Genomic DNA, 26,275 nt, shown 5'->3' on the forward strand with positions numbered 1-26,275 from the left:
TCGCGAAATCACGAGGCGTTTCGATATTGAACGCAGCACCTTATTCCGGAGGTGCGCTTGCCCGAGGCAGTGCGATCCATCGCTTCTATGTCTACAGACCAGCAGATGATGAAGTACTTGCGCCAATACGTGCTGTTGAAGAGGTATGCGGACGCTACGATGTCCCGGTCGGGGCGGTCGCGTTGCAATACTCGATGAAAGACGATGACATCACTTCGACGGTCTGCGGAGTGACGTGGCCTCAGCATGTTGAACAGGCGACGGAATGGGCAGAGTGGTCCATCCCTGAAGGCATTTGGGAGGAACTCGCCGAGCTCGATAAAACTTCGAGAGACCCAGAAGCTTAGAGTCAACTTTCGGATAAGATACTGTTCTGCCAATTGACCCCTTTGGTCTCACAGCCGCCATTCGCTACAACGGTCACCAATGACTGTTGCGCGGACAAAACAGCCATATGCAACCGAAGTGAAAACAGGCTGTGTACCGCCACCAAATTGGTCAGTCGGCGGGCACTCTAGTCCAGTTCGTTCACATACACCGCCCCATTGAGCATGACGAAGTCAATCGTGTCGATTGGTTCCCACTCCTCTGGTGCGTCGAACCACTGATCAGTACCGCCAATTACGGTGATGTCCTCGAGGGGGTTTCCATCCACCAGAATAAGATCAGCGTATGCTCCAGCCTCGATCACACCGAGCTTGCCAGCCTGATATGGGTTCCTTGGCCCAGACAGGGCGATCATTTCTCCAGCGGTTGAAGTCAACTGCTTCAACACTTCAAAATTGCTGTCGAATGTCTGCGTCCGCCACCAGATTTCATAGCGTCGCGCTCGTTCTGCATCGGCGAATTTGCCGACGTAGTCAGAGGCAAAGACGACTTTGACGCCGTTCTTGAGAAGGTTGCGCCCAAAATCAGCGTACTGTTGGCCGAGTTCTTCCACCAGCGGGATTTTATCTGCTGGCATGAGAGGGTTGCGTGCAAGGTCAGGAGATATACCCCACATTTGTGGGACCATGTACCCGCCTTCCGCTGCGATACGCTGCATGGTCTCTTCGGAAATGAAGAACCCGTGTTCAAAAGTTTTGACGCCGCAATCAAGAAGTCGGTTAACGGCGCGGTCAGTGAAAGTATGTGCCGCGACGTATGTTCCCCAATCCTCCGCCGCGCCGGTAATTGCGCAGATTTCATCTTCGGTAAATTGCGTCGTGTCGATTGGGTCAAAGCGCGATGAGCCCCCGCCGCCGCCCATGATCTTGATCTGTGTGGCACCGTTACGCAGGTTCAAGCGCGTGGCCTTCAGAGCCTCGGGAACTCCGTCTACGACATTACCAATACCCATGCGTTCAAAATTCGACAGGTCGCCAGCATCGTTAATCGAAAAACCTGCATCAGCGCGGTCACGGAAATCACCGTGGCCAGAAGTCTGCGAGATGAAAGCGCCAGATGGGTACAAGCGCGGGCCGACTACGCGACCTAAATTGATTGCTCTGGCCAAGCCAAACGCAGGACCTCCCATGTCCCTCACGGTCGTGAAACCATCTCGGACAAAACGTTCAGAAACGATGACCGCGTTGTAGCTGATGTCAGTAATGTCGAGGTCGCGCTCTACTGGCCCGAAGTCATCGTTGATCATGACATGAGCATGGCCATCTATCATACCAGGCATGAGAGTGCGGCCGCCCCCATCGATTACAACAGCATCCGGTGCATCGATGGTTCCCTCTGAAACCTCACTGATTAGGCTGCCTTCGACAAGCACGCTTCCTGCTTTCAAGCCATCGTTAACGCCATCGAAGATATTGATGTTTGTAATAAGAGTTTTCTCAGGCCGCTCTGCGTCGAAAATCATCGCCGGTAATTCACCTGGCGCGTATGCACTGGAAATGTCTGACTGCGCCGCGACCTCAAATGCTATGGTTGAGACACTGGCTGAAAACACTGCTAGAAAGCCCGATTTAAAAACGACCATGGCAATTTTCCTCCCGTCATGACAGAGCGTAACACTCGCCCGTAAAATCAAACAACCAATGATTGCTGCGTCAAACGCTTGCCCGCGCAAGAGAGCAATCACTTGACGTGCGCTTCAGAATGCAAAATCTCGTGGATGGACGATGGGTTTTATTGACCACTTTGGGCTCGAAGCAGTCACCTGAGTCATTTTGTCAGATGACTGGTTTGGAACGCTAAGCCGCCATTGAGAGATCGCAATCAATCGGACATCAAATCCTCGATCTCCCTTTCCATCCGCACCAGATCGTTGATCGCCTTGCGCATTTCTTGCCATTCCCGCGTCCGCATGCCGTGCCTGTAAGCCGGGTTGGCTTTACCGGGGCCATGACCGCCGCGGGCACCGTGGAACCTGCACACCGTCCACCCTTTCACGGCCGGGCCTTTGCAGCGCTCTCCAGTTCGTTTTGATTTCGCAGTGCATCTCGGAGCTGCGTGCGCCCTGCTCATGGGGTTGTCGTCACTTTTCATGCGCGACCCTCCCCCTGGCCTCGACGTTTCCGACAATGGCCTGCCCGCCATCTTCGACGTTGACGTGCTGCACGGTGACTGTCTGCTTTCCGCCATTTCGGTATTTGCGCAAGGCTTCAACCTGAGACGTGTAGGTTCGGGCCAGTTTGTTGTACGCCCGTTCGTGCGCCTCGAACTGAGGGAGTTGCTCGGCATTCGCCATGCCTCGACGGACAGGACCAATGTGGAGCGAAGCTTCGGCACGCTTGAGTCCCAAGTCATTAAACTGATCCACGGCTATACCGGCAGAAGGCCAGGCGAGCTGCCTTCATACGATGCAAACGCAAATGGGGTTTTGGTCACCGAAGAGTTGTACGGCATCTTGACCCGCTATTTTATCGATGAATACCCTTCGCGGCGCCACATGGGGATTGGCATGGGCGGCCGCAGGCCCGCAGAGGTCCTCAAAGAACTCAACGAAACTCGCGGTTTGTTTAGTCCAATCAATGAAGACAAGCGTCGTATTCATCTGGGATTGAAGCAGTCGCTAACGCCCACCGATGAGGGGGTAAGGGCTTTCTCCGGCATCTGGTACAACTCGGATGAGTTTCAGCGCGCTGTTGACCGCCAGGGGTGCCTGTTTTGTCCGATTACGTGCGTTCGTACGAGCAACTAGATGCGCTTGTGGATCCCGTTCACTTCGATGAAATCAGTCTACAGAATGACGCAGAACAACTCGCTGAACTCATTTACGCATATGCGGACGAAGCGGAAATCAATATCGAAGAATTGGCAACGGAGGGCTTTCTACGTCGGCTCGACTTCGCGTGCGCTCATCGCTGGGGCCTCGTTATCGAGCTGTTGATTGATACCCTCACCAAGGCAAAACTAGAGGGTAAAAGCGAACTCAAGCTGGAAGACTTCGCTGAACAGTTTGCACTACGGACAGGGACGACAAAGCAGTATTCTCCGTTCACGGAGCCAGATTATGTCGAGGCCTTCGATACAAAGAGAATGCTCAAATTGAGCGATTAGTCAGTATCTGATGAAAACTAGTCTGCAAATTCGAAGGCATGCTGCACCTGCATTCGGCGGGTCGCAGCCCAAACCGGACATTCGCAACAAGACTTTGCAATTTCCGAGATCAGGACAAAGCGGTCGATGACGAGAAGCCTAGAGTTTTTAAATTCCAGTATCGAAAATCGAAGGGCGCACGGCATCCTCTTACCTTCGAACAATAAAGTTTTGGCGATGAACAACGTACACTGCTCAAATTGAATTCAAAAAACGCTCTATTTCCACTAGGGCTTTAGGCCAGGCAGGATCATACTCTGGCATCGTATTGTTTGCTGTCTCAAGGCCAATAAAGCGCGCCTTCTGGATGCCGGAGGCGAAAATCCTACCTTGTTCAACACTGTGCATCCTGTCTCGATTAGCGTGCATAACCAGAGCCGGACAGGTGATCCGCAGAAGTAGATCGGTTACGTCGACCCCTGCGACCAGTGGTCCAATCTTGAGCCAATCCTGATGGTCCATTGCCACTTTCATAAATTCTGCATAAGTGCGCTGGTCATGCGGACTTGCGGTTGGAGCAAATGATTGCGCCATCAAGTCTCTTGCAGAAGGGTATTCATCGTTCCAGCCTTCAAGACTCATATCCATCATTGCTTGCCCAAGCGCGGCAATTCCGGGCTGTGAACGCACCGCGAGTCCTTGTGCAAATCCACCGAGTAGAACCAACCCCGAAACACGGTCAGGATTATTTGCGGCAAAAGCCGCGGCAATGGTTGCCCCAAAAGAAATGCCAAACAGTGGAACTTTTTCGATCCCGGCTGCGTCCAGTACGGCCTCAACATCTTCGACGATCCGATTCAAAGACACATCCTGCACGCCCCTCTGGGACAAGCCATTGTTTCTACCATCAAACCGATAAAGGCAGTGATTTTCAGAAAGCAGCGGCAACCACCCGGCGATGGTGTTCATCGTCCAATCGTATTCCAGATGCCTAAGCCAGTTTGGTGTGACCAGTAACTTTCTACCACTTCCAGTGGATGTCCAGGCAAGCGTTGTACCGTCTTTTGATTTTGCAAAGCGGACGTCTTGAGAGCTAGCCAGCAGCTTGTTCTTTGCGCGTCTTTTGTCACCATCTAAATCAATAGAGTAGGCTTCAACTGGATTTGGAATTCCCTTCAACCGTATCGAGCTTTCTGGTCGCAAAGCAACCGCCAGCGAAGTTCCCGCAACTTCAGCAGCTGTCTTGCTGACGAGACAACTTCCAATATGCGCGCTGGACTGAAGGCGCGACGCAACATTCACGGCCTCTCCGAACAAGTCTGTGCCATTTGGCATTACGTCGCCAACGTGGAGACCTCCTCGAAGTGTTACGTCTTCATCTCTCATCTGATTGAAAATCTGGCTGGCAGCATTAATTGCGTCTGTGGCTGCAACAAACTCAACCAAAGCACCATCTCCCATCAGCTTGAATATTCGTCCTTTGTTTTCATGGACCAACGGTCTGATCACATCGTCCAAAATGCGTTGTAGAGTGTTCAGCGTGGTCTCAGCATCCTCTGACATGCGCTTGGTATAATCGACGACATCGAGGCTTAGGATCGCAGCAATTTTCCGCTTCATCAGTCGATGTGATCCTTTTAGCTAAACCAATTCCTCTGAACCAAAATTAACAGACGAATAGATTTTTGTGACCAAAACTTGTGCCTGGGTATTTTGCTAAGCCTGCAAGTTCCCAAAGTTGCGTTGAAACACACAGCCGAGCAAAATGTCTTATTGGCTGGCGAAACCTAGAATTAAGGTGAATGATTAACGCATTTCGCGTTGTTAACTAAGGTTCACTTCGAAATATCAATTCTAAAAGTGTCAGTCCGTAGCTCTTCTCATCTGTGACCGATGGCAGCCCGAAGCGGAACTTCGACTCTGAGCTTTGCAAAATCTAAAAAGCGGACGGCAGCTACCATTGGTGCGAAAGGCTTGAAGGTATCGAGCGCTTCGCCACGGCGACAATTTAAGAAAAAAGTCACTGCGAGAAACAAGTTGGCTGAAACTGCTCTCTGACAGGAAACAGGCGTCCCCGCACACTTTCGCGCAATTCGAGCTTAGCCCAAGGTGTTGCCGGTGATGAAGGTGTACGAGCTTTCTACCAGATCGATGACGACATCCAACTCTTCTGGTGTGGTCGGTGTATATATCATGACAAAGCCGCTCCACCCAGGACGTTGCTTGGCCCAAGGGTGAGCTACGGCCCAGCCAGCCTCAATTGCCCGTCGCGCCGTTGCCGGATGCAGCGACGCGTGCAAGCTGCCATCAGGATGCATATGCGCAAACTCAAACCCACCCACGATAGAGTTCGGTTGAGACAGCAGCATGTCGGGATCAAGCTGAAAACCAATCGCGCCAGGAAGCGATATGCGTGTCGGGCCAAGTGTGACCCCTGGGAGTTGCGCAACACGCTCCAGCAATAGCTTGGCCAAGTCGGTATCAATTTCGACACCAATCTGAGTATGCGGTACGCCGCTTGTCGTTTCAGGACGGGGTGAGGTGCGCTCCGGCAAGGAACGCTCTTGTGCGGATGCCAAGGGGCACGTCAATGCCACCGCCGTTGCAGCAACCGCCAATGCTCTCAGGATTTCATTCATCGTGTTGACCATCCGCCAAAATCAAGGAATGAGCGTTCAGCGCAGTATCGGCGCCCTTGCACACATCATTCAGCCTTTAACGCTTCGATATTGATCAAGAGCTCTATCTCGTCGCTCACCGCTGGCGCAAATGCCCCAAGTCCGAATTCAGACCGCACGATGGTCGCCGTGGCTGCCAGGCCCAGGGTCGGCGTGCCCTCTTTTGGGCCAAACGGGTATGGAGCTGACTTGTTAAGCGTTGTTTCCAAAACAACAGGTTTGGTGATGCCATTCATGGTCAGGTCGCCAGAAATATTCGCGGTATTGTCTCCGGTCACTTCAATGCTGGTCGAGGCGAATGTGACCACGTCACTGTCACTCGCGCTAAAAAAGTCATCGGACATGAAGTGTTGCAGACGGGCGTCCCAGCCCGTGATCATGGATTTTACAGGCATAGACACTAAGACAGATGATGATGACGGATCATCTTCGTTGAACTCTATCTCACCGCTAAAACCTGAGAACATTCCAAATGTTTCTGAAAAACCGATGTGGTCGTAGCTGAACAATACCTGGCTATGTCCAGGATCCAGCTCGTAGGTGCCACTCTCGGACAATGCGTTTGTCGCGCCCATCGATAAGAGTACCGCCAGCGGGGTTGCTGCCACTTTGAACATTGATACGCTCCCATTTTGACAAGACGTGTTCGCGGAATCGAGTATTGAGCTTTAGTTTTTAGCTGGCCATACTTATAGAACATAATGTTCTACAGCGCAACAAGATGTTCTATAGGAGGGGCGATTGAAAGAAGATCCTAGGCTGATCGCCACACGGCAGGCCGCGCTTGATGCTGCGCAAAAGATACTGATGGATGAAGGCGTGCTGCACGTAACTCATGGCGCAGTTTCAAAGGCAACAGGCATTTCGCGCAGTACACTTTACAGGCACTGGCCAGATGCGCGTAGTCTGCGTGATGCAGCATTCCGGCGCATCGCAACACCGCCGAACATACCGCCCAAAACCGATGGCCCGCTACGATCTGACCTGCGCTGGTTACTCGGTGTATTGATGGGGGCCTTGAATGACACACCATGGGGCCAAATCGCGCCTCAGGTGGTCGCCGCTGCGTCCACAGATGAAGAAGCACGGCTGGTGATCACGGAATTCATGAAAGACAGGTTCGCAAGTGTTGAAGCAGTATTTGCAGCCGCAATAGACCGCGGTGAGATTGCCGCGGATGTTCCGGTTGAACAGCTCATAGAACTAGCAGTCGCGGCACCTTATTTCCGCAAGCTCATACGTCACGAGGCCTTGGACGAAGAATGGTTAGATCGACATGTCGATCTGCTTTACAATATCGCGAAAACCAATTCCGGGCAGTGACCATCGCCTTTCTTCCCAATCAAAGCGACCAGCAACGGACGCGAGATTACATCAGAGCATCAAATCATGATCAATAGCATATCCAGCCAGTTCCTAATAGCGGCTGCTCCAAATGGTCTTAGCAAACGTTTGCTATGATCGTCCGCCGAGGTTTGCAAAGTCTGCTTTCTGCGCATCGCTGACATTGGTGCTCTAAGCAGCATCGGTAAATTTTGGCTCGTAGTCGACCTTCGCTACCTCACGTGTCTACGACTGGAGGCAGCGCAAAGCTGACCTTCACAACAGCCAATGCGGAATTGGGCAAACCTTAAAAGCGAGGATCAAATCTCTAATGCGTTTCTGAATCTCCGCTCGAAGAAGTTACCACAGTCAATATGTTCGCGTGTTTAAGTTTCTGTCGCAGACTCTGCTCCAGTTCATCCGAAAGAGTGTCTATTTCAATTGCGGACACTGGTCGCTGAGGATCAAACAAGACAACGATAGAGTGACTTCTCCCTGCTTTTACAATCAGTAGTTCAACCAATTTGCCTCCAAATGACGCTATCGGCTCTTTGACGACACCCAACACCATTTCATAACTGGCCTTTGGCGCTGCGACCCCTGCCAACTCGGCCAATCCCGCTCGAAAGTCTGCAAAATAACGAATTGCAGCCATCGAGCATAAGACTAGAACAATCAGAGAGTCTCCGATGGGGGCGACAACCGCCAACGGTCCATCGTCTATCGAAGCGACCAAAAACAAACCAACACCCGCGGCCGCGGTCACAGCGCCGTCAAAGGCAGCCGCATTGGCCTCCAGCTTTAAGATATCACTGCGCTTTCCGCCCTTCCTCCAGGCTCTCTGGTGAAACAACCAAAGAACCAGGCAAGTCATCAAGATGGCAGCGAGATAAACTGCGATAGGCTCGAACAGCAAAGGTGGCGGCAGCTGACCGTTCGCGTATGAGCCGATGCTACGAAGCGCATTGATGATTGCGAAGAGCACCACACCAAGCAACGAGAGAGCCCTGAATGTTGTGAAAATTGACTCTTCCGACCCGTAGCCAAAAGGGCGAATCTGGTCTGGCGCCTTTTGGACCCTTCCAATTACCCTTCGTGCAAAAAGTGCTGCTGCAAAGCCGACAAATGAAAACAACCCATCTAGGAGAATAGCTTGGGAGTTTGATAGAATGGCTGCGCCGATACCCGCGAGTCCCATCAAGAGCGTGCCAATCATACTAATGGTTAGAGCACGTTGTTCAGATGCATGTTCATTCTGCATGAGTGCCTCACAAAACCCTTGAGTGGACCGCAAAAGATACAGTGCTTGAAAGGATCTAGCTGTCAAACGCCACGGCGTGGAATGCGATCTGGGATGAACTGACGCAAATATGAGATTGAGGCGGAAAGCCCATCGTCAGTCATCTCGGGGGTCAGAGACCCATGCCTCTGAAATGATAGACTGAGGAACAGATCAAATATCTCGATTGCATGGAAGAAACGTAATTCGCGTTGGTCAATGCCGGGCAACACAAAGTAGCCGTCCATGAGTTCCGCGAATTGAACGCCAAGCTCAAAGTCGTTTTGCCTATCGGTAGCCTTGATCGCAGGTGCCGTTGTACTCCCCAAGATAAGTCGGCAATAGCCTGGCTTCCTTTGATACAAAGCGACGCCTCGGCGTGCTGCGTGTTCGAACAAGCTACGCCAATCCTCCAAGGCAGCGCCTGAGTAGGGCGCGATTATCTCTTCGATCAACTGCTCACCAAAACGACCGGCCGCAGCTGCAAAAACCTCGTTGACCCCCTTGAAAAAGTGGTAAGCAGAACCTGACGGGATACCGGCTTCTGCCGCGATCCTATGCATGGTGATATCTGGAAGGTCTTCATTTTCCAGAAGTGTTTCGGCAGCGAGGATCAACTTCAGTCGTCGTTCCTCACCTTTAGCGTAGCGTTTCATTCACAGTCTTGACCAATGGTATATGACAAGTCCGTACCAACAACAGGACCCACGCGTCAAATTTCAGCAGCCCTACATCTTTGCTGTTTCATCTAGAATCGCTGGAACAACCTGTAGGAAAATCATGGAATTCATGCGTTCTGTTTCCGTCTGCGGGTAGCCACCGTTCATTGCAATGACGGTTTCACTTTCTGGCTCAACCACCAAAACCTGACCGTGTATTCCGACAAACGCCGCGAATTTGTGGTCACCAATTTCCAAGATCCGGATTTGATCTTTATACCACCCATTTGGCGCGAGCACGGCCTCTTTTCCGTTGCTCCAAGCACCGCGGACCCTGTCGTTTCCCATCCACAGGGCGTCCAGGAAAGCGGCAGGGATGACTTGATCTCCAGCGTAGTTCTTACCTCCGGCGAGCATCATACGTCCGACGCGCGCGAGGTCACGCGTTCTCATGTTCAATCCCCCGGAGGCAACTGTTGCACCCGACGGGTCAGCCATCCAATATGCCTCGCCCTCAGCTCCTAGCTTTGACCACAACTTGTCTTGCAAGTACTCGGCCAATCCAACACCGGTCGCCGCTTCGACAGCAAGACCCAGAACTTCTGTGTTGGGGTCCTGGTACTGATAGTGTGTGCCTGGTTCATATTTTCTTTGCGCGATTGTAACCAGGTAATCTTCGATGCCGTTCAAACCGCTATCATTGGGTCCGTTCCATTCCTGAGACTCGGTGAATTTTGGGTCCCAAGAAAGAAAGGGCGGTGTGGGAATGTCGAGGCCTGAATTCATGTCGGCCACGTCTTGCAGCGAAACGCCTTCAAACGCTGTCCCTTTGAACCTTGGCAGATAAGATTCCACCGGTGCCGTCATGTCCAATTTACCCTCGGCCGCAGCAATTCCAGCAAGAATGGCAGTGAAGGACTTTGTTACTGACATGTCCAAGTGGGTAGATGTTTCATCCATCCCGTTCCAAAAATGCTGGTGCAGCAGGTCGTCGCCCTTCAGAATTACCATTGAATGGTTCTTGAGCCTGTCCCGCAACAAAGTCTCGATATCCAGTGGACCATCAGCGTCTTCAGCAGTCAGTTCGGACAAGTCGAGACTAATGGACTCCGTCCAGCTCTCGGGCTCAATGTCACCGCTCGGTTCAACAACGTAGTGACGCGTGAACTTGTAGGCATTGGGAAAGGTTACGGCTGCGTTTTCGCCGCTATCCCAGTTTTCTTGGGTGACACCAAAGCCTTCGACTTGATCGAGGAACGCCTGATCTGGAGGCAGTATTGACTGAGCATATGCTGCTGATGACAGGAGAAAGCTAACTGCTACTATACAATTGATTTTGTTCATCTGTTTTCCTTGATGTCGTTGAGCTTATTTCTAATGACTGCGCTGCATGTCTTATGAAATCGAAGCGCAGTCAGATCTGAGAAGTGTGCTTTGCGCCATGGGCTGAGCGCGGAATTTGTTATTCGAGTCCAGCTTCACCGATATGGGTACACCAAGAATGGCGATGTCGACAACAGTTGAGTTTTGGCTGGGATTTCAGCTATACCGGGTTGTAGCTGGCGCGCACCCTTGCTAAAAAAATGAGCAGTTTTATAACCTTGCGGCAAATCAGCTTCGACAATTTCCCAAACCCAAACCCACTGCTCTCGAAGTTATCGACAAGAATCGAAAATAAACTATAAAAATCTCGTGGGAGAATCTGGTGTATTTAACGTTAGGAGCATCCCTTGTCTTGCATAACTATTGGGCCCTGGGGCCGGGCAACTCAGTTGAGCACGCTAGCCAAACGACTATGTGTGCCTTCCAGGCTGGTTCTCTTTGGTATTTGCTGCTCGGTATTTTTAACCTCTTTCGCCAAAGCACAAGAAGAGTGCGATGCCGCGTGTCAGGCCGCACGTAAGGCACAGGACCCGCTCGCCGCAGTCACCGCACTACTTACGGATAACACAATCGGCTTTGGCCCCAATAGCGACAGCACAACCTACAACTTTCAGCTTCAACCAGTTTACACGTTCGAGGGAGAAGCCGCGAATGTGATTTTGCGCGGATTGATACCTTACGTTGGTTTGCCAGTTGGTGTAGCGGGCGCAGATGCCAGCCTCCCAGAATTCGCCTTTTCCGACAGTGGCGGAGGAACAGATTTTGGCTTTAGCGATACCATTGTTCAGGCATTTTATGTTCCGGAAGTGGAACCAGGGACATTCAAGGTCGGATACGGCGTCCAACTCTCTTTCGATACTGCTGAAGACGGATTCAACGGGCCTGGAAACGGAGCGGGCCTTGCACTTGTTGGGTTCAATTTTGCTGGCGATTTGTCTTATGGCGGGGTGGTCGGTCATCTTTGGGGAGAGGATGATTTTTCGCTCACCACCATACAGCCGATAGTCTTCTACAATTTGGAGGATTTCCTCGGAGGCTCTTACGTCGGCTACACAACGCCCGTGTTTCAGACATCGGCCGGGGCGTGTTTTCTTTCGGAAATTTCCTCACGCGAAGATCGCTTAGCCTATCTTCGCAAAATTTCATCGGAGGAAAACCCAGACTCTCTGCAAGAGTTTTCTGATCAAGCGGCAGTCTGCGCCGATCAGAACTACATTTCGCTCGGCAGCCCCGAGAGCAACGCCATAAGCGAGATTTCGACACCTATCCGTCATGGTATGGGACAATCCGTGATCGCTTCACTGACGATTCCGCATTTCGCTTCCGCCCTGATCGACAACCGCCGCGAATTTGTCATTGATGCGCTAAAAACGACGGCGGCTCAATTGCAAGCCAGCGTAGCGACCCGAATGCCCCTGCCCCGCACGCCTTGGTATCAATTCACCTGAAAATCTGCAGATGAAACCATCCGGCCCGCCCAAAAGACAGGCCGGACAGCGTGAGTGGTGGTACTTAGTCGTACAGAACGGCCGAGATCTTCGGGTCGTCAATGTTCGAGGCATCGTAGTAGTAGAAGCCTGTGTCGATCAGACCTGGAACCTCTTCCCCGTTCAGAGCCGCCACCGCTGCCTTCACCGTCTCGTAGCCGATGCCGACCGGGTTTTGCGTGATCGCGCCGGCCATCAGACCGCTCTTGATTGCGTCTTTCTGGGCTTTACCGCTGTCATAGCCGATGATGATCAAACCCTCGGTGCCCAGTTCCTGAACGCCGTTCACAACACCGATGGCCGAACCTTCGTTGGTGCCGAAGATGCCATTCAGATCAGGGTTCGCCGTCAGGATCGCCTTGGTGACTTCGGTCGATTTCAGGTGGTCGCCCTGGCCGTACTGAACCGTGACAACTTCGATATCCGGGTATTTCTCGGCCATTCGGTTCACGAAGCCGTCGCGACGATCGATGCCGGTGCGGCTGGTCTGGTCATGCGCGACAACTGCGACTTTGCCCTTGCCACCAATTTTCTCTGCCATCTTGTCGGCTGCGAGTCCGGCTGCTGCCAGGTTGTCCGTTGTCGCGGTTGAAAGCGGAATGTCACTGTCAACGCCGCTGTCGAAAGCAATGATCGGAATGCCCTTTTCGTTGGCCTGCTTCAAAAGCGGGATTGCAGCTTGGCTATCCAGAGCGGCAAAACCAATGGCTTTGGGGTTGTTGGCCAGAGCGGCAGCCAGCATGTCGATCTGACGGTCCACCATGGTCTCATTGTCCGGGCCTTCGAACGTGATGGTGACATCAAATTCGTCAGCCGCCTGCTCCGCACCCGACTTCACGGCCTGCCAGAACTGATGCTGGAAGCCTTTGGATACCAGCGGGATGTAGATCTCTTCGGCCGCCGCCATCGAGGCGGGTCCTGCCAGGGTGGCTGCACTCAGCGCACCCAGAATGAAACGACGTGATAACATGTTTTCTCCTCCAGTTGGTCGTTTTGGTCTTTGAATTAGCTGCTTGGTCATCCCGATTTCTTGCGCCGTGCCATATCGGCATAGACGGCCAGGATGATGATTGCGCCGGTCACAACGGTCTGCCATTCCTGCGCGACGGACAGCACACGCAATCCGTTGGTCAGCACCGCCATGATCAGGGCGCCAATCAGCGTGCCCAGAATGGTGCCGCGCCCGCCGGACAGGGACGTGCCGCCGATCACCACGGCGGCGATCGCTTCCAGCTCGTAACCCAGCCCCAATGCCGGTTGCGCCGAGTTCAGGCGCGAGGCGATCAAGATTCCGGCGATGCCGCAGATCGCTCCGGCCAGCGCATAAATGCGCATCTTCCACATGTCGGTGTTCACGCCGGACAGACGCACCGCTTCCTCATTTGAGCCAAGCGCAAATGTATAACGGCCCAGAACCGTGCGCCCCAGAATGTACGATGCCGCGATGGCCACAAGGAACAGGATCAGCACACCGTTGGGGATGGGCAGCGAAGGGAAAACCTCTCCGATCAGTGACCCGCGCGAAATCAGGTCGAAGCCCGGCGTGTCGTTGAAATATATTGGCCGCGTCCCCGAGATCACCAGCGACAGGCCTTTAAGGATCAGCATCATCCCAAGCGTGGCGATGAAAGGCGGAATTTTCATTTTCGCGACGAAAGTGCCTGAGCAAAGTCCGCAAAATGCGCCCGCCGCAATGGCTGCGGCAACGCCCAACAGCAAGGGCATGCCGAGATACGTTAACACCACGCCCGCGATCACGGCGCAGAAGGTCATCAGCGTACCAACGGACAGATCAATCCCACCCGTGATAATGACCAGCGTTGCTGCGACGGCCAGAACGCCGTTGACCGACGTTGCCTGCAGAATGGCGATCATGTTCGAGGTCTGCATGAAGTTGGGTGATGCAATGGAAAAGCCGATCAGCAGAACGATCAAACTGGCAAAGGCCAACAGCTTTTGATACGCGCCACTGTCCGCAAGGCCCGAGAGTGGCTTTTTCTTTTCGATGTCGGTTGCTGTGGTCATTGGACTGTCCCTGTTACCTGCATCGCCGCCGCACGTTGCGTGGCCAGATGCATGATGTCTTCTTGTGTGGTGTCTTTTCCGCCGGGCAGAATGCCGGTCAGTCGCCCTTCACACATCACGGCGATGCGATGGCTGAGGCGCATGATTTCGGGCAGTTCGGATGAGATCACGATGATCGTCTTGCCCTGTCCCGCCAGTTCTTCCAGCAGCTTGTAAATCTCGGATTTTGCGCCGACGTCGATGCCGCGGGTGGGTTCGTCAAAGATCAGAATATCGCAGTCACGCAGCAGCCATTTGGCGATGACAACTTTCTGCTGGTTGCCGCCTGACAGCAGGCGAACCTCCTGCACATCCGATGGTGTTCGAATGCCCAATTGCTGGATGTAGCTTTTTGCGGTGTCGCTGATGTCTCCATCATGCAGAACTCCGCCTGCGCCGGTGAACAGGTCCATCGAGGCAAGCGCGATGTTGTCGCGCACGTTCATACCAGTGGCGAGGCCGAAGTGCTTTCGGTCTTCGGAAAGGTATCCGATCCCCGCTTTGACGGCGTCGGTGGGTGATTTGATCGACACCACCTGACCATGTACCCGGATTTCTCCGCTATCCTTGGGGTCGGCCCCGAAGATAGCCCGTGCAACCTCGGTACGACCTGCGCCCATCAGACCGGCAAAGCCCAGAATTTCACCCTTTTGGACCGAGAAACTGACGTCCTGAATTTCGTTGCTCCGGCTCAGCCCGGTGACCTGCAGAGACATCTCAGCATCACCCAGATCGGGCACGTCCAGCGGTTCTTCTTTGACCTCACGGCCGACCATCATGGCAATGATCTGGCTGATGGGGGTTTCGGCAGCACCAACTGTTCCGACATATTCCCCATCACGCATGACCGTCACGCGATCCGAGATCTGCTTGAGCTCGTCCATCTTGTGGCTGATGTAAACGATACCAACGCCCTCGGCCTTGAGGCGGCGAATGATGACGAACAGCTCGGCAATTTCGGCGTCATTCAGGGCCGCCGTAGGCTCGTCCATGATGAGCACTTTGGACCGAAAGGACAGTGCCTTGGCGATCTCGACCATCTGCTGTTTTGCGATGGTCAGGATGCCCACCGGCGCCCTGGGATCGAGGCTGAGATTCATCGAAGCAAAGATTTCGGCTGTCTGCGCATTCAGCGCAGCCTCATCCAAACGACCAAAACTCTTGCGCGGTTCTCGCCCGATGAAAATGTTCTGAGCGACAGTCAGGTCATTCATCAGGCTCAGTTCCTGATGGATGATCCCGACGCCCAGATCCTGTGCTTCACGCGGGGTTGTCGGACTAACTTCGCGCCCTTCGATCTTCAGCGTCCCACCATCGCGCTGATAGATACCCGACAGGATCTTCATCAGCGTACTTTTCCCGGCCCCGTTCTCCCCCATCAGCGCGTGAACTTCGCCCGGTTCAAGATCGAACTGCACGGATTTCAGCGCGTGCACGCCGGGGAAGAACTTATCAATCCCCGTCATTTCGACCAATTTATTCATTTTCCCTCCCATGTGCCCCTCTCCCTTGGGCCCAACGCGGTTTACATCACCGCGCCGATTTGCCAGGGGACGAATTCAACGCCCCCAAAGCCAAGTTCCTCGCTTTTGGTCTTTTCTCCCGAGGCGACGCGGATGAGCATTTCAAACAGCTCTTCGCCTTTTGCCTCGATGCTGATCCCGTTGGTCACGATGTCACCGCAGTTCAGGTCCATATCGTCGGCCATTCGGGCATACATCTCGGAATTGGTGGCCAGTTTGATACAAGGCGTCGGCTGATATCCGGACACCGACCCGCGCCCAGTGGTGAACACGATCAGGTTCGCGCCCGAGGCCACTTGTCCGGTCACCGAACACGGATCAAAACCGGGGCTGTCCATGAAGACAAACCCGTGCTTGTCTACCATCTCACCGAATTTGTAGACGTCGCGCAGAGGAGCTGTGCCTCCTTTGGCAACGGCTCCCAGCGATTTTTCAAGAATGGTTGTCAGGCCACCGCGCTTGTTGCCGGGGCTCGGGTTGTTGTCCATCTCACCGCAGTTGCGGGCGGTGTAGTCCTCCCACCAGTGGATACGTTCGATCAGCTTTTCACCAACTTCGACCGTTTCGGCCCGCCGCGTCAGCAGATGCTCTGCCCCGTAGATTTCCGAGGTTTCCGACAGGATCGTCGTGCCCCCGTGGCGCACCAGCAGATCCGAGGCATACCCCAGCGCGGGATTCGCAGTGATCCCCGAATATCCGTCCGAGCCGCCACATTGCATGCCGACCGTAATGGCACTGATCGGAGCGGGGGCGCGTTCGGCTTGATTGGCCAGTTCGGCGATGCCTCGCAGTTCTTCGAGCCCCCGCTCGATTGTGCGCCGCGTTCCGCCCTCATTCTGAATAGTCATGTAGCGCAGGGCACCGTTAGCGCGGATTGGACGACCGCCAACCAGGTCTGCGACCTGCATGACCTCACACCCCAGACCAATCAGCAGGATACCCCCGAAATTCGGATGCTGGGCGTACCCGGACAGGGTTCGGAACAGGGTGGCATAACCCTCATCCTTGCCGGACATTCCGCAGCCGGTCCCATGCACAATAGGCACCACGCCATCCACATTTGGGAAGCTGTCCAGCAGCCCGGATTTTTCCGCCGCCTCAGCGATGAAGCGCGCCACGGACCCCGAACAATTCACGGTGGTCAGAATACCGATGTAGTTTCGGGTTCCCACCTTACCGTCGGTGCGATGGTATCCGTCGAATGTCCGCTCTTCAGTCAGAGCAGGCAGTGGCGCGTTCGCGCTGGCATGTGCGTAGTCTTGCTGATGCGCCCCCATGCCAAGGTTGTGCACGTGGATATGTTCACCCGGTGCGATATCACATTTAGCCTGCCCGATAATCTGGCCATAGCGAACAACGTTTTCGCCAGCCTGGATTGATGACACCGCAATCTTGTGACCGCGGGTGACAGACGCGGTCAAGGGCACTGGAACATGCGCTGGTTGTTCACCCGCCTGCAGGTCGCGCAAAGCAATGACGATATTGTCCTGCGGATTAAGCTTCACGACGTCGCGCGTCGCCTCTTCCAAAACATCTATGCCGCCGTGTGCTTGCATCTCTTCCCCGCTTGCTTGGCCAATGTTGCTAAATCCAAAATCACTACTTGTCAACTAACATGTTAGAATGCTAAATTGCTCAGCATGAACAAACACCAAGATATTGATGCTGCGCTGCTGCCCGAGATCACGACTATCGAAGGGCCACTGACTCAACGGGTTCACCACTCTTTGAAACAGGCGATTCTCTCGCTTGATTTCCCTCCCGGGGCGAATCTCCGGAAGGCGCCAGTGTGCGAGAGATTGGGCGTATCTCGAGCACCTGTTGCCGACGCGATCGCGCGTCTGGCCTCCGAAGGGCTGGTGGATGTGGTGCCGCAATCCGGCACCCGCGTGTCCTATTTCTCGATGGATGAAATTCGCGAAGGCGCTTTCCTGCGCGAGGCGCTTGAGCTTGCAACCGTCGCGAAGGTCGCACGCGATCTGACCGACGATCAGCGCAAACGGTTGAGCCGCAACATGCGTCTGCAGGAACTGCTGATCGAGGATGAGGACATCCCTGGCTTTTATCAGGCAGACGAAGAGTTCCACGGCTTACTGATGGAGTTCACCGGATTCCGCCGTCTTGCGGACGTTGCGCAAACCGTATCGTTGCAGGTCAGCCGCGCCCGTATGTTGCTGCTGCCGACACCCGGCCGAATAGCTGAGACATTGGCAGAACACCGGGCGATTTTCGAAGCAATAAGCAATCGCGACGAACAGGCTGCGCAGGACGCTATGCGTACCCATCTTGGGCAGTTGATGCCGCGCATCGAACAACTGGAAAAGCAAAATCCCGATTTGTTCAACCTTACTCCACAGTCGAATAGCGAGGCAGGATGATCGTTTCCCAGACAGAATTACTGAACAACCGTACCACACGGCCTGTTCCCCTGACCCGCATGGGTTTTGGCGGGGCGCCGTTGGGGAACCTGTATCGCAAAGTCTCGGATGAGGACGCGCAGGCGGCGTTGCAGGCCGCCTATGATGCAGGCATCCGATTTTTTGACACCGCGCCGCAATATGGGCTTGGCCGGTCAGAACATCGGTTTGGGCAGGCGATCGACCGGTTCGGTCGCGAGAACATTCAACTCTCAACCAAGATTGGTCGCTTGTTACTGGATTGCGAACCGCATGAGGTGACACCCGAAGCCTTCGTCGATGTGCCACAGAAACGGATCGTGTTCGACTATACCTATGACGGAGTCATGCGGTCTTACGAGGCCAGCCGCGACAGGATCGGTGTAGCCAACTCTGACATTCTTTTGGTGCATGATGTCTGTGTCTTCAGCCAGGGCAGCCAGGAAATGTCGGACGCCAAGGTGCGCGAGCTTTTTGATGGCGGGGGTTATAAAGCGCTAACCGAACTGCGCGACGCAGGCGAGATCGCTGCAATCGGCGCGGGCGTAAACGAATGGCAGGTCTGCGAAAGGCTGCTTGGACTGGGGGATTTTGACGGGTTCCTGCTGGCCGGGCGCTATACCCTGCTGGAGCAGGAAGCGCTCGACAGTTTCCTGCCATTATGTGAGCAGCGCGATGTCGGGATCATCCTCGGGGGACCTTACAATTCAGGCGTTCTCGCCACTGGAGCTGTGCCCGGCGCTAAATACAATTATGCAGACGCGCCCGAAGACATTCTAAACCGGGTCCGTAAGATCGAAGCAGTTTGCGCGGCCCACAACACACCGTTGATCGCTGCGGCGTTGCAATTTGTTCTGGGTCATCCGTGCGTCAAAACAGTGGTGCCTGGAGCCGTCAACGCATCCGAAGTCCAGTCCAATGTGGCCTTGATGGAGCGCGACATTCCTCCTGGTCTTTGGTCGGATCTACGATCCGAAGGTCTGATCCGACCGGACGCGCCTCTGCCAAGCGAGGCCGCCGATGCTGCGTAACATCGACCCGATCCTGTCGCCGGAGCTCCTGTACACCCTCAGGGCCATGGGTCACGGGGATGAAATCGTCATAGCAGACGCGAACTTCCCGGGTTCCAGTAGCGGCCCGAACTGCATCCGGGCGGATGGATCTTCGGCCAGTGAAGTGTTGCAAGCTGTTTTGTCCGTGATGCCGCTGGACACCTTCGTTCCTGATCCGGCGTTGACCATGCAGGTTGTCGGCGACCCGGAGGCGGTTCCCGACGCAGTCGCGGACTTTCAAAGTATCATCGACAAGACTGCCGACAACCCGGCCAAAGTTCAGGGCTTGGAACGGTTTGCATTCTACGACCGTGCAGCCAACGCTTTTGCCATCGTTCAGACAGGCGAGCGCAGGCTTTATGGCAACATCATCCTAAAAAAGGGTGTGATCGGATGAGAATCGACGCGCATCAGCATTTCTGGGCTTTGGCGCGCGGCGACTATGGCTGGCTGACGCCTGCTCTGGACACGATCTACCGAGATTTCACGCCAGACGACCTAATGCCCCTGCTCAAAGCTGCCGGGATCAATAGCACGGTCCTTGTCCAGGCGGCACCCACAGTGGCAGAGACCAAATTCATGCTCTCGCTGGCTGACCAAAATGCGTTTATCAAAGGTGTTGTCGGCTGGGTTGATTTTGAAGCCGTTGATGTTGGCGTGCAAATTGCTGCTTTGGCCGCCCACCCAGCACTGGTTGGCCTTCGCCCGATGATACAGGACATTGCTGATCCTTTGTGGATGCTCGGCGACACACTGCCTCCAGCTTTCGAGGCTGTCCAACGGTATGACCTGACATTCGATGCATTGACCTTGCCCCAACATCTGGGCCCGCTCAGACAACTTCTTCAGCGCTACCCCGACTTGCGTGTGGTCATCGACCATGGGTCGAAACCGTTGATCAAAGACGCAATCTTGCATGATTGGTCCGACAACATGTCGGCCTTGGCCCGGGATACAAACGCATGGTGCAAGCTGTCCGGCCTCGTGACCGAGGCTGCCGCAGATTGGACGATCGAAGACCTGCGCCCCTACGTGGATCACCTGCTGAACACTTTCGGCCCGTCGCGTCTAATCTGGGGCAGCGATTGGCCGGTTTGCACCTTGGCCAGCAGCTACGAGCGCTGGTGTGAAACCACCGATACGCTCCTGAACCAGCTGAGCAACGACGAACGCCAGGCGATCATGGGTGGCAATGCCACCCGCGCCTATAACCTCAGGGATTAAAATGACCATACCTACATTGGAACCAAACGGGCTGTGGCTCGGCCGTGTTGAGCGTGCAGGGGTTGGGCCCAGCGTGGTAACCCTGCGCAATGGGCAGGTTGTCGATATAACGTCAAAAACGGCACCAACCGTCCGGGACATTCTGGAACGCGAAGACGCGACAGACTATGTGCGCAATGCACAAGGTGAAGAAATCGGCCCTTTTGACGCCGACCACCAATGGCTCGCGCCGTGCGACCTGCAGGCGGTTAAAGCCTGCGGTGTCACATTTGCGGGCTCCATGGTCGAACGTGTGATCGAAGAACAGGCCGCAGGCGATCCTGCCAAAGCCGATGCCATCCGCGCGCGCATCGGAGACCGGATCGGGGACAGCCTTTCCAACATCGTACCGGGATCGGACGCCGCCGCAGATGTAAAAGAAGCACTGATAGCTGAAGGCCTCTGGAGCCAGTATCTGGAAGTCGGGATCGGCCCCGATGCCGAGGTGTTTTCAAAGGCGCAGGTACTTTCGTCAGTCGGCTTCGGTGCAGATATTGGACTGCACCCCGTTTCAAACTGGAACAATCCCGAACCCGAAGTTGTACTGGCCGTTACCTCAAAAGGCGAGATCAAAGGCGCAACGCTGGGCAATGATGTGAACCTGCGCGATGTCGAAGGACGTTCAGCTCTGTTGTTGAGCAAAGCCAAGGACAACAACGCCTCCTGCGCGATCGGACAGATGATCCGGTTGTTCGATATTGGGTTCACACTGGACGATGTACGTCAAGCTGAGCTGACGCTGACCGTCACCGGGCCGGATGGGTTTGTCCTGAACGGCAGCTCATCGATGTCCCAGATCAGCCGCGATCCTGCCGATCTTGTAAAGCAGACAATCGGACGCCACCACCAATATCCTGACGGGCTGATGCTGTTTCTTGGCACACTCTTCGCCCCAACCCAGGACCGGGATACCCCAGGCGGTGGATTCACACACAAACTTGGCGACGTCGTCACCATCGCCAATGCACAACTTGGGGCACTGACCAACACCGTGCGCCTGTCGACGGAATGCCCGGAATGGACGTTTGGGGCGTCACACCTGATGCGAAACCTCGCCCATCGCGGCCTGCTGTAAGTGAGAACGAATATGTTATCTGGAAAACACCTGATCGCCGGCGAATGGGTCGGCGCAGATGCGACTTTTGCATCCGAACCTGCGCATGGACCAAGCCATGACTTTTCTGTGGGGACAGCGACATTGGTCGATAACGCAGTAGAAGCGGCCGAGGCAGCGTTTGCCACTTTCGGCTGGTCCTCGCGCGCCGAGCGCGCCGCATTTCTGCGCAAAATCGCGGAGGAGATTGACGCGCGTGGAGATGCCATTACCGAGATTGGCACTCAGGAAACCGGCTTGCCCGAGGCGCGTCTGCAGGGGGAACGTGGCCGTACCGTCGGCCAGCTGCGCCTCTTCGCCGATCACATCGAAGCGGGTGATTATCTGGACATGCGCCATGACCCGGCGATGCCGGATCGCGCACCCTTGCCCCGCCCCGACTTGCGCATGATCCAGCGCCCGCTGGGGCCTGTTGCGGTATTCGGCGCGTCGAACTTCCCATTGGCCTTCTCGGTTGCTGGGGGCGATACCGCCGCGGCACTGGCCGCAGGATGTCCGATTGTCGTTAAAGGTCATTCGGCCCATCCCGGCACGGGCGAGATCGTGGCGCAGGCCATCGACGCCGCCATCAAGGCGACCGGGGTTCATCCCGGAGTGTTTTCACTGGTTCAAGGCGGCAAACGGGACGTGGGCACGCGCCTGGTGCAACATCCTCTGATCCGGGCCGTAGGTTTCACTGGCAGCCTTGGAGGTGGGCGCGCATTGTTTGATTTGTGCGCGCAGCGGGATGAACCCATTCCGTTCTTTGGCGAGCTGGGCTCGGTCAATCCAATGTTTATCTTGCCGCAAGCAGCGGCCGCGCGAGGGGCCGAGATCGGCACAGGTTGGGCCGCTTCGCTGACGATGGGCGCCGGTCAGTTCTGCACCAATCCCGGCATTGCCGTTATCATTGATGGGCCTGATGCTGAGGCGTTTCAGTCCGCAGCTGAGACCGGGTTGTCTTCGGTGGCTGACCAGACAATGCTGACCGATGGAATTGCGGCAGCCTATCGCGACGGCGTTTCGCGCATCGCCGCCGGAACAGGTGTTTCCAAGATCATGGGCACCAGTTGCGAGACACGCGATGCCGCGCCTTACTTGTTCGCTGTTTCCGGCGATGACTGGCTGGCCGACCACAAGCTGCAGGAAGAGGTTTTCGGACCATTGGGCATTATCGTGCACGTGAATGACACCTCTCAAATGCAACAGATCGCGCGCACCATCGAGGGGCAACTGACCTGCACACTGCATCTGGACGCAGGCGACAGACCCGACGCTCAGGCGCTGCTTCCGCTGCTGGAACGAAAGGCGGGCCGCCTACTGGCCAACAGCTTCCCGACCGGCGTTGAAGTGTGCGACAGCATGGTTCACGGCGGCCCCTACCCTGCCTCAACCAACTTTGGCGCAACATCCGTTGGCACATTGTCGATCCGGCGCTTTCTGCGGCCGGTCTGTTATCAGGACATCCCAACGGATCTTCTACCCGAGAAACTGCGAGGCAACCAATGACGACATTCGAACCATCGAACCGGCTTGCAGGCAAAACCGCCCTAATCACAGCTGCCGGGCAAGGCATTGGCCGCGCAACCGCCGAATTGTTTGCGGCCGAAGGCGCACGCGTGATCGCCAGCGACATCAACGATGCTTCTCTAACCGAATTGGGCGGCATCGCGGGTATCGAACAGCTCAACCTGGACGTAACAGACAATGAAGCTGTGACAGCCGCTGCGGCCGACCTGCCGAATCTGGACATTCTGTTTAACTGCGCAGGCTATGTTGCGGGAGGCTCTATCCTTGAGTGTGAAGAACAGGATTGGGACTTCAGCTTTGACCTCAACGTCAAAGCCATGTTCAGACTGATCCGCCTGACCCTTCCGGGAATGCTTGAAGTCGGCGGTGGGTCAATCATCAATATGTCTTCAGTCGCATCATCCATAAAGGGCGTACCTAACCGATTTGCCTATTGTGCATCAAAGGCAGCGGTAATTGGCCTGACCAAATCCGTGGCCGCCGATTTCGTAACTCAAGGCATCCGATGCAATGCGATTTGCCCCGGCACCGTTGACAGCCCAAGCCTGCATGACAGGCTGCGCGACACGGGAGACTACGAAAAGGCAATGACTGATTTCATTGCCCGTCAGCCGATGGGCCGAATTGGCACCGCGGAAGAGATCGCAGAACTGGCTCTGTATTTAGCCAGTGATGCAAGCAAATACACGTCGGGTCAGCCTTTTGCCATTGATGGCGGCTGGACGATCTGAGCAGGAAGGAACCTCACAATGAAACTGCTACGTTATGGTGCCAAGGGCGCTGAAAAACCCGGTATTTTGGGGTCGGACGGCTCAGTGCGTGACCTTTCCGGCGTTATCGATGACATCTCGGGCGACACACTTGGCGACACAGTTCTTGAGAAATTGCGGGCAACAGATGCGGACAGCCTACCGGTGGTAGATGGAGATCCACGCATTGGTCCTTGCGTTGGCAATGTCGGCAAATTCATCTGCATAGGTCTGAACTATGCCGATCACGCGGCAGAAAGCGGCATGGAACTCCCTGCTGAACCAGTGATTTTCTTCAAGGCCACCTCGGCCATCATCGGCCCCAACGATACGGTCGAAATCCCGCGCGGCTCGGTCAAAACCGACTGGGAAGTGGAGCTGGGCGTGGTCATCGGCAAAGAGGCCAAATACGTATCCGAGGCCGAAGCCGTGGATCACATAGCCGGGTATTGCGTGGTCAACGACTTGTCAGAACGAGATTTTCAGCTCCATCGCTCGGGTCAATGGGTCAAGGGAAAGTCCGCCGATACGTTTGGCCCAATCGGCCCCTGGCTGGTGACAAGAGACGAGGTGCCAGACCCGCAAAACCTGCCGATGTATCTTGAGGTGAACGGGCACCGGTATCAGGATGGTTCAACCAAAACGATGCATTTTGGTGTGGCAACCGTCATTGCGCATCTATCGCAGTTTATGTCGCTGCAACCCGGGGACGTGATTTCGACAGGAACACCGCCTGGCGTGGGTATGGGGCAAGAACCTCAGACTTATCTGAAGCCAGGCGATAAAATGGAACTGGGGATTGAGGGGCTGGGCGTCCAGCGACAGGATGTCATCGCGGGATAGTGGAAACTCAGCCATTGCCCGCTGTATCTCGACGCCACTGGTTACGGCAGCGACAACCGAAGAAAATTCGACAAGAGCACCATCCCGCATCAACTTGACGAGTCGCCCTTAATGTCTTGCAATTTCGGGATCAAAATCTCTGAACGCAGAGTTTAGAGAGCGGACAATACCCTTGCTTCGTCGCTGCCCATCAACGACGAACACCCAACGACGTCGGCAGCCATAATAGCGGCGAGTCGACGATGCACAGGACCCGCCTGCTTACAGTCTAACGGATGTCACGAAATCTCGACCATGCATGTCCTTCTGTTAGTCCAACTAATTTGGCTGCCATGGCACAGACTGAATTTCTGCTTCGCCTCGATGGCTCCTACTGTTTGCAGACGCAGCGAAAGTCAGCTTTTCGCCCAATCCCGCGCAAGTCGTATCACCGGCGAGCTCGCTAACGTCCAAATAGTCAAAAGCGAAAAAGTGAAGCACAATACTGAACACAAACCGATTTTTGAACACTGCCCATTGACCCCATTTCCTTTATTTTGTTAATTTTCAATATGTTGACAAAAAATCCTACCACCCCAGCCAGCTCATCAGAACATGGAACAACGACAGGCACTTGGGTCACCGTTACCCGAGAAATGCCCCCGTTTATGCCCCAGTTCTGATCACACTTGTCCTGCTAACCTGCCTCGCTGTCTGCACGTCAGCGGTGACCTCCCCCAGATAGAGGGAGAGGCCGATAGCGTTTATGGCTGAGTATAGTCGGGCATAGGGATAAGTAATGGAAAACGAAGGGTAAAGAGGAGAAGAGAAACTCAAACCTCTCACCCCCGATCATCCAGTTTCCTCATCCCCCCAGAGAATCCAGATACGCTATCCTCTCGTTGAAGATACGCTGACGGACCTGATAGGCAGGGCAGCGGGCGAGATAGCGCATGTCCATGTAATCATTTACTAAGCTGGGAGTTCGTTGTTCCACCTCATCGAGCCCCAGATAATTATTGGACAGGGCAACCGAGCAACCAAGAACACGCATGGCTGCAATTTTCATGGCCGTCTTGAGCCTTAGTGCATACGAGTAGCCGATCAGGAAACTATCGTGGATGCATAGGACAGGTATCCGCTGTCTGGTGAAGTGTCTGATCACCATTGAAGCCATCAAACTGTCCGTGTTCATCAGCGATATCCCACGATCCGCGCAGAGGTCCTCCTCGAGGAAAGGGTGTTTCTTGATAGCAGCGTCTAACACCAGCCGAAGTTCCGCATTCTTCATCGACTTTGCTATCGAGCCAACTGGAGAAGCGTCCCGGAACGCACTATAAGCTGACCGCTCGTTCTTGGCATTCAGAGCCATGAGGATCAGCAGTTTCACCAACTTGCGCTGCTTCACGTTATCCAATTCAGGCAATAATTCATCATCCAGCTCATAAGTGTCCGTCATCGAATGATTTGGAACACGAGCGTTTGATTGGCTTAGGAGGATCA

At 54.7% G+C, this 26,275-nt stretch carries 25 protein-coding genes and 1 pseudogene; 13 read left to right on the forward strand and 13 right to left on the reverse strand.

Translation table 11 applies throughout. The features are described 5' to 3' along the window. A pseudogene (locus tag GOV89_RS22005) lies at positions 1-347 on the forward strand (aldo/keto reductase); the annotation flags it as partial. Positions 348-514: 167 nt separating this feature from the next. Here the strand turns inward: GOV89_RS22005 and GOV89_RS22010 are convergent. Continuing rightward, entirely contained in the window at positions 515-1,969 is a 1,455-nt protein-coding gene (locus tag GOV89_RS22010; RefSeq protein ID WP_217352194.1) for an amidohydrolase family protein, read from the reverse strand. A gap of 239 nt (positions 1,970-2,208) precedes the next feature. Continuing rightward, a complete protein-coding gene (locus GOV89_RS22015; protein WP_171239094.1) occupies positions 2,209-2,478 on the reverse strand; it encodes a hypothetical protein in 270 nt (89 codons plus the stop codon). Here GOV89_RS22015 and GOV89_RS22020 point away from each other — a divergent pair. Together GOV89_RS22020 and GOV89_RS22025 are read left to right on the forward strand one after the other, a co-directional pair. Then, a complete protein-coding gene (locus GOV89_RS22020; protein WP_171239095.1) occupies positions 2,477-3,133 on the forward strand; it encodes a hypothetical protein in 657 nt (218 codons plus the stop codon). The two genes, GOV89_RS22015 and GOV89_RS22020, sit on opposite strands and share 2 nt — an antisense overlap. Then, on the forward strand, positions 3,100-3,492 hold the full coding sequence (locus GOV89_RS22025; RefSeq protein WP_171239096.1) for a hypothetical protein: 393 nt from the start codon (positions 3,100-3,102) through the stop codon (positions 3,490-3,492). Before GOV89_RS22020 ends, GOV89_RS22025 begins: the two co-directional genes overlap by 34 nt. 234 nt (positions 3,493-3,726) lie before the next feature. Here GOV89_RS22025 and GOV89_RS22030 read toward each other — a convergent pair whose 3' ends face one another. The 3 genes from GOV89_RS22030 to GOV89_RS22040 form a co-directional block, all read right to left on the reverse strand. Further along, on the reverse strand, positions 3,727-5,091 hold the full coding sequence (locus GOV89_RS22030) for an alpha/beta fold hydrolase (RefSeq protein WP_170806685.1): 1,365 nt from the start codon (positions 5,089-5,091) through the stop codon (positions 3,727-3,729). Between the two features lie 479 nt (positions 5,092-5,570). After that, positions 5,571-6,110 carry a luciferase family protein gene (locus GOV89_RS22035; RefSeq protein WP_254451568.1) on the reverse strand — a complete coding sequence of 180 codons (540 nt, stop codon included), beginning with the start codon at positions 6,108-6,110 and terminating at the stop codon, positions 5,571-5,573. Positions 6,111-6,175: 65 nt separating this feature from the next. After that, positions 6,176-6,766: a YceI family protein gene (locus GOV89_RS22040; RefSeq protein WP_170806683.1), complete on the reverse strand. Its 591-nt coding sequence runs from the start codon at positions 6,764-6,766 to the stop codon at positions 6,176-6,178. A gap of 124 nt (positions 6,767-6,890) precedes the next feature. Here GOV89_RS22040 and GOV89_RS22045 point away from each other — a divergent pair, with 124 nt between their 5' ends. Beyond that, positions 6,891-7,472, forward strand: a complete 582-nt coding sequence (locus GOV89_RS22045; RefSeq protein WP_170517484.1) for a TetR/AcrR family transcriptional regulator — start codon at positions 6,891-6,893, stop codon at positions 7,470-7,472. A gap of 328 nt (positions 7,473-7,800) precedes the next feature. Here GOV89_RS22045 and GOV89_RS22050 read toward each other — a convergent pair whose 3' ends face one another. The 3 genes from GOV89_RS22050 to GOV89_RS22060 all read right to left on the reverse strand — a co-directional run bounded on the left by GOV89_RS22050 (position 7,801) and on the right by GOV89_RS22060 (position 10,754). After that, a complete protein-coding gene (locus GOV89_RS22050) occupies positions 7,801-8,733 on the reverse strand; it encodes a cation transporter (RefSeq protein ID WP_170561721.1) in 933 nt (310 codons plus the stop codon). 62 nt (positions 8,734-8,795) lie between these two features. Further along, complete coding sequence (locus tag GOV89_RS22055) at positions 8,796-9,407, reverse strand: TetR/AcrR family transcriptional regulator (protein WP_171239097.1); 612 nt, start codon at positions 9,405-9,407, stop codon at positions 8,796-8,798. A 72-nt stretch (positions 9,408-9,479) separates the two neighbouring features. Continuing rightward, the gene (locus GOV89_RS22060) at positions 9,480-10,754 is read right to left on the reverse strand and encodes a serine hydrolase (RefSeq protein WP_170561714.1); all 1,275 of its coding nucleotides are present in this window, start codon (positions 10,752-10,754) and stop codon (positions 9,480-9,482) included. Positions 10,755-11,182: 428 nt separating this feature from the next. Between GOV89_RS22060 and GOV89_RS22065 the strand changes: the two genes are divergently transcribed. Continuing rightward, positions 11,183-12,241: a hypothetical protein gene (locus GOV89_RS22065; protein ID WP_171239098.1), complete on the forward strand. Its 1,059-nt coding sequence runs from the start codon at positions 11,183-11,185 to the stop codon at positions 12,239-12,241. 64 nt (positions 12,242-12,305) lie between these two features. On the opposite strand, the gene GOV89_RS22070 is transcribed toward GOV89_RS22065, so the two are convergent. Genes GOV89_RS22070 through GOV89_RS22085 form a run of 4 tightly spaced genes read right to left on the reverse strand, consistent with a single transcriptional unit; the run spans position 12,306 to position 17,423 of the window. Continuing rightward, positions 12,306-13,250: an ABC transporter substrate-binding protein gene (locus GOV89_RS22070; RefSeq protein WP_171175741.1), complete on the reverse strand. Its 945-nt coding sequence runs from the start codon at positions 13,248-13,250 to the stop codon at positions 12,306-12,308. A gap of 47 nt (positions 13,251-13,297) precedes the next feature. Next, positions 13,298-14,305: an ABC transporter permease gene (locus tag GOV89_RS22075; protein ID WP_170423121.1), complete on the reverse strand. Its 1,008-nt coding sequence runs from the start codon at positions 14,303-14,305 to the stop codon at positions 13,298-13,300. Continuing rightward, positions 14,302-15,828, reverse strand: coding sequence for a sugar ABC transporter ATP-binding protein (locus tag GOV89_RS22080; RefSeq protein WP_171239099.1), 1,527 nt, complete (start codon positions 15,826-15,828; stop codon positions 14,302-14,304). Before GOV89_RS22080 ends, GOV89_RS22075 begins: the two co-directional genes overlap by 4 nt. 41 nt (positions 15,829-15,869) lie before the next feature. Continuing rightward, positions 15,870-17,423: a UxaA family hydrolase gene (locus GOV89_RS22085; RefSeq protein WP_171175745.1), complete on the reverse strand. Its 1,554-nt coding sequence runs from the start codon at positions 17,421-17,423 to the stop codon at positions 15,870-15,872. Positions 17,424-17,507: 84 nt separating this feature from the next. On the opposite strand from GOV89_RS22085, the gene GOV89_RS22090 reads away from it, so the two are divergent. Genes GOV89_RS22090 through GOV89_RS22125 form a run of 8 tightly spaced genes read left to right on the forward strand, consistent with a single transcriptional unit; the run spans position 17,508 to position 24,793 of the window. Then, complete coding sequence (locus tag GOV89_RS22090; RefSeq protein ID WP_171175747.1) at positions 17,508-18,245, forward strand: GntR family transcriptional regulator; 738 nt, start codon at positions 17,508-17,510, stop codon at positions 18,243-18,245. After that, positions 18,242-19,294 (forward strand): aldo/keto reductase, encoded by a 1,053-nt coding sequence (locus GOV89_RS22095; protein ID WP_171175749.1) that lies wholly within the window; start codon positions 18,242-18,244, stop codon positions 19,292-19,294. The genes GOV89_RS22090 and GOV89_RS22095 overlap by 4 nt, the downstream gene beginning before the upstream one ends. Beyond that, entirely contained in the window at positions 19,284-19,712 is a 429-nt protein-coding gene (locus GOV89_RS22100) for an RbsD/FucU family protein (protein WP_171175751.1), read from the forward strand. The genes GOV89_RS22095 and GOV89_RS22100 overlap by 11 nt, the downstream gene beginning before the upstream one ends. Beyond that, positions 19,709-20,539 carry an amidohydrolase gene (locus GOV89_RS22105; protein WP_171175753.1) on the forward strand — a complete coding sequence of 277 codons (831 nt, stop codon included), beginning with the start codon at positions 19,709-19,711 and terminating at the stop codon, positions 20,537-20,539. Before GOV89_RS22100 ends, GOV89_RS22105 begins: the two co-directional genes overlap by 4 nt. Position 20,540: 1 nt before the next feature. Then, on the forward strand, positions 20,541-21,653 hold the full coding sequence (locus GOV89_RS22110; RefSeq protein WP_171239100.1) for a fumarylacetoacetate hydrolase family protein: 1,113 nt from the start codon (positions 20,541-20,543) through the stop codon (positions 21,651-21,653). Between the two features lie 12 nt (positions 21,654-21,665). Then, complete coding sequence (locus tag GOV89_RS22115; protein WP_171239101.1) at positions 21,666-23,180, forward strand: aldehyde dehydrogenase (NADP(+)); 1,515 nt, start codon at positions 21,666-21,668, stop codon at positions 23,178-23,180. Then, positions 23,177-23,932, forward strand: a complete 756-nt coding sequence (locus GOV89_RS22120; protein WP_171175759.1) for an SDR family oxidoreductase — start codon at positions 23,177-23,179, stop codon at positions 23,930-23,932. The genes GOV89_RS22115 and GOV89_RS22120 overlap by 4 nt, the downstream gene beginning before the upstream one ends. Before the next feature lie 18 nt (positions 23,933-23,950). Continuing rightward, positions 23,951-24,793: a fumarylacetoacetate hydrolase family protein gene (locus GOV89_RS22125; RefSeq protein WP_171239102.1), complete on the forward strand. Its 843-nt coding sequence runs from the start codon at positions 23,951-23,953 to the stop codon at positions 24,791-24,793. 844 nt (positions 24,794-25,637) lie between these two features. Here the strand turns inward: GOV89_RS22125 and GOV89_RS22130 are convergent. Then, the coding region (locus GOV89_RS22130; RefSeq protein ID WP_217352195.1) for a hypothetical protein at positions 25,638-26,275 on the reverse strand (638 nt) is incomplete at its 5' end.

The organism is Ruegeria sp. HKCCA5763, from assembly GCF_013034545.1.
Classification (GTDB): domain Bacteria; phylum Pseudomonadota; class Alphaproteobacteria; order Rhodobacterales; family Rhodobacteraceae; genus Ruegeria.